Source organism: bacterium, assembly GCA_019695335.1.
In the GTDB taxonomy this organism is placed as follows: Bacteria; CLD3; CLD3; order SB21; family SB21; genus JABWBZ01.
Genome location: JAIBAF010000125.1, coordinates 1 through 3,950 on the forward strand (window position 1 = coordinate 1; position 3,950 = coordinate 3,950).

The following is a 3,950-nucleotide window of genomic DNA, read 5'->3' on the forward strand; positions in this document are numbered from 1 at the left end:
CTCTTCAAATTTTATTTTCCTGTCCAAATGTCGCAGATCGTACACCCAATCATTTTCAAATTCGATATCGTCGGCTGACGATCGTGCATCGTAACCTTTTTCATTGAATACTTCGGCGGCGATTTTTGACAAACGCATTTTCAAAATATCCGTCGCATTTTTTACAGCCATTCCGTTGAGATCGGTTCCGGCTGAAGCCGCTGTAGCCGAAGTGTTGGGAACTTTTGAAGTATTCGTGGCCGTCACTTTGACGCGTGCGTAACTCACACCCAATTCCTTGGCGGCAATTTGCGCGATTTTCGTATGTAAGCCTTGCCCCATTTCCGTGCCGCCATGATTAACCTGGATCGTTCCGTCTTTATATATGTGTACAAGTGCGCCGGCCTGATTGAGATAGGATGTAGTAAACGAAATGCCGAACTTTACCGGCGTCATTGCAATGCCTTTTTTGTAAAATTCGTTAGTCGCATTAAATGCCAAGACAGCTTCACGCCGTGTAGCATATTCGGAAGATCGCATTAATTGTTCGTACAGCATCGGCAATCGATTATTGTCAACGGTTTCGCCGTAATGTGTAATATTGCGATCACGGAGCCCATAGAAATTCATGGATCGAATTTCTGCCGGATCTTTTTTCAGATAACGTGCAATGCAGTCGACGACATGTTCAATCGTAGCCATGCCTTGCGGGCCTCCGAATCCGCGAAAAGCCGTATTGGACGGTAAATTCGTTTTCCACGCACGGCCCGTTACGCGCATATTCGGTATATAATACGCATTGTCGGCGTGTAGCATGGCGCGTTCCAAAATCGCCATCGACAAATCCGTTGCCGAGCCAGCGTCTGAATTCAATTCAAATTTTACCGCTTGAATTTTTCCGTCATTGTTAAATCCGGCTTCATACTTGATGAGAAACCGATGGCGCTTACCGGTCATGATTTGATCATCGTCACGGAATAATCGTATTTTCACCGGTCTCCCCGTCGCACGGCATAACAGCGCCGCCCATGCAGCAACGTGATTCGCCTGCGTTTCTTTGCCGCCAAATCCGCCACCCATCCTCCGTACTTCTACAACCACTTCGTTTTTGGGAATTCCTAAAACTTCTGCAACGATCGCTTGCGTTTCGCTCGGATGTTGTGTCGAGCTGTAAGCCGTTATTTCACGGCTTTCACCTGGAACACACAAACACGTCTGCATTTCCAAATACCAATGTTCCTGTGCTCCCGTACTCAATGTACCAGAAATAGTATGCGCACATTTTTTGAATTCATTTTCCACATCGCCGGTTTCGATTTTTTTTTCAGCTCCCAGTCGGGTATTCTTTCGAATAGCCGTTTCAATATCAAGAATCGCATCCAACGGTTCATACTCAACGCGAATGAGTTTCTCCGCTTCCCGGCAAGCTTCGTCCGTTTCAGCGGCTATCAAAAACATCGCTTGCCCTGCAAACGTCACTTCTTTCTCAGCCAAACACCATTCATCATGAACAACCGGCCCCATTTGATTGACACCGGGAATATCATTGTAAGACAACACTGCATACACTCCCGGAAATTTCTTTGCCGCGGTCAAATCAAAAGATTTTATTTGAGCATGCGCATGCGAACTGTAGACAACGCGTCCGATCAGCAGCCGTTCGTTGACCAGCATGTCATCAATATAAACCGCCTCGCCGGTGACGTGCTTAATAGCGCTTTCATGTGGAAATGTCATAAATGGATAATGATTAATGAACAATGAACAATATCGGGTTCTTTCGATTTTTTATTAGTCATTATTCATTGTTCATTGTTAATTGGTTTCTGTCCAAAATTTCAAAAGTAAATTCTTCGCGGCCACTCTCCGAAACTCTTCACCGGAACGCGCATCGGAAATTGGACGAAATTCCAGATCGATAAGCGGCATCGCGGATTCGACATTCTCACGGCTCCATGTTTTTCCTATTAGAAACTGTTCCGTTTTCAGTGCCCGTTTAGTCATTTCGGCCATTCCGCCATAGGCAAGACAAATGTTTTTTACTTTCCCGTCTGTGTCCAATTCCAACCTGAATCCACCACTGACCGTCGATATATCTAAATCTTTTCTTTTAGAAACTTTGTACGAGCGCACTGTGATATTTTTCGGAAGTTTTGAAATTTTTATGGCTGTGATCAATTCATCTTCTTGCCGGACAGTCTGACGATAGCCGGTGATGAATTGATCCATGGCGATTTTTCTTCGCCCGTGCAGACTTTCGAGAATGATCTTTGCATCGTACGCCATCAGTACCGGTAACAGATCGCCGATCGGCGAAGCCGTTCCTAAATTACCTCCGAACGTCGCAACGTTACGAATTTGAGGCGAACCGAACACGCTCAAAATATCATACAACGCTGGGAAAGATTTCACCAGCAGCACAACTTCATTAAGCGAAACCCCGGCGCCGATGATCAAATGATCGTCATTTTCATCGGTTTCTTTTAATTCGTCCAACCCAGAAATATCGAGGATCGTTTCGAGCAGTTCATGTTTTTTCGTCACGCGTAGCGCAACATCGGTCGCACCGGAAATGACCAGCGCTCGCGGATGTTCGGCCTTAAATTGCAAAGCCTCGGCGAGCGTACCCGGACGCCGATAAATTTGATGCGACGTTTGGAGATGCAAGGACGTATGTTCGATAGTTTTTAACATCGCAGCAATGTGTATTTCATTTTTTGTGAAAGTATCGATTCTTTCATGGACGCACGCATGGGCCGCCGCTTCGACAATCGAGCGATAACCTGTACACCGACAAAGATTACCCGTCATTGCATCATCGATGATATCACGCGAGGGATGATCATGATTTTTATATAGTGCAAACATCGACATGACAAACCCGGGAGTACAAAAGCCGCATTGCGATCCGTGATGTTCGACCATCGCTTCTTGAACCGGATGTAATTTTTCATTGGATTGCAGGTTCTCAACGGTAATTAACTGCTTACCATGCAGCATGGGCAGGAAATACAAACACGAATCGATTGCTTTGTATCTGATTTTATCAACGCCGTTTGGCTCGCCGATGACAACCGTACATGCTCCGCAATCGCCTTCGGCGCATCCTTCCTTGACGCCTTTATGATTGAGCAAACTGCGAAGATATTCCAAAACCGTTGTGGTGGGAGAATAACGGGAAGCAAAATCGACGGTTGTCATGTTTCCGTCGAGAATAAAACAGACAGAGTTCATGGGAGTCAGTTTTTTACCACCAAGACACGGAGTCACTAATTTTTTGTAATAAGAACTCAGAGATCTCTGAGTCTCTGTGGCTAAATTTGAATTACCATTTTTTGAAAATGAAAAACACCGCCGCGATCATCAAAACGAACCCGACGATGTAATTCCATTTCAATTCTTCTTTAAGGTAGGTTACCGAAAAAACGCAGAAAGTCACGAGAGTGATTACTTCCTGCATTGTTTTAAGTTGTGCTGCATTGAATTGTCCGTGCCCGTAACGATTAGCCGGAACCTGAAAACAATACTCGGCAAAAGCAATTCCCCAACTGGCCAAAATCGCCAGCCATATGGGCGAATCTTTATACTTCAAATGCCCATACCAGGCAAAGGTCATAAAAATATTCGAAACCGTCAAAAGAATGATAGTCTGCATATTTCGTATTACTTATTATTCATTGTTCATTAAAAAATCACATATTTCTTCTATACTGTCCACCGACTTGATACAACGCCGAACTGATTTGTCCGAGCGAGCAGGATTTTACCGATTCAACCAATTCGCCGAAAATATTGCCATTTTGCAATGCAACGCTGCAAAGCGATTGTAATTTTTGCGGCGCATCTTTTTCGTGAATTTTCCAGAAAGCCTGCAGTTGATGGATCTGGGCTTCCTTTTCATCTTTGGTTGAACGGATCAATTCCGTAGGTTTGGCTTCGCTTCCTCCTGAAGGATTGAGAAACGTATTCAC

The 3,950-nt window shown here is 44.7% G+C and carries 4 protein-coding genes; all 4 read right to left on the bottom strand.

Features of this window, described 5'->3' with window-relative positions:
* The coding region (locus K1X84_16830; GenBank protein MBX7153295.1) for a molybdopterin-dependent oxidoreductase at nucleotides 1-1,716 on the bottom strand (1,716 nt) is incomplete at its 3' end.
* Nucleotides 1,717-1,794: 78 nt separating this feature from the next.
* The gene (xdhA, locus tag K1X84_16835; GenBank protein ID MBX7153296.1) at nucleotides 1,795-3,180 is read right to left on the bottom strand and encodes a xanthine dehydrogenase small subunit; all 1,386 of its coding nucleotides are present in this window, start codon (nucleotides 3,178-3,180) and stop codon (nucleotides 1,795-1,797) included.
* Nucleotides 3,181-3,304: 124 nt separating this feature from the next.
* Nucleotides 3,305-3,634, bottom strand: a complete 330-nt coding sequence (locus tag K1X84_16840; GenBank protein ID MBX7153297.1) for a DMT family protein — start codon at nucleotides 3,632-3,634, stop codon at nucleotides 3,305-3,307.
* Between the two features lie 37 nt (nucleotides 3,635-3,671).
* Nucleotides 3,672-3,950 (bottom strand): hypothetical protein (locus K1X84_16845; protein ID MBX7153298.1); only part of this gene is annotated, 279 nt, incomplete at its 5' end.

Bases quoted from the DNA above. Each gene is read 5' to 3' on its own strand.
- xdhA (MBX7153296.1), bottom strand. From the start codon at position 3,180: ATGACAACCGTCGATTTTGCTTCCCGTTATTCTCCCACCACAACGGTT.
- K1X84_16840 (MBX7153297.1), bottom strand. From the start codon at position 3,634: ATGCAGACTATCATTCTTTTGACGGTTTCGAATATTTTTATGACCTTT.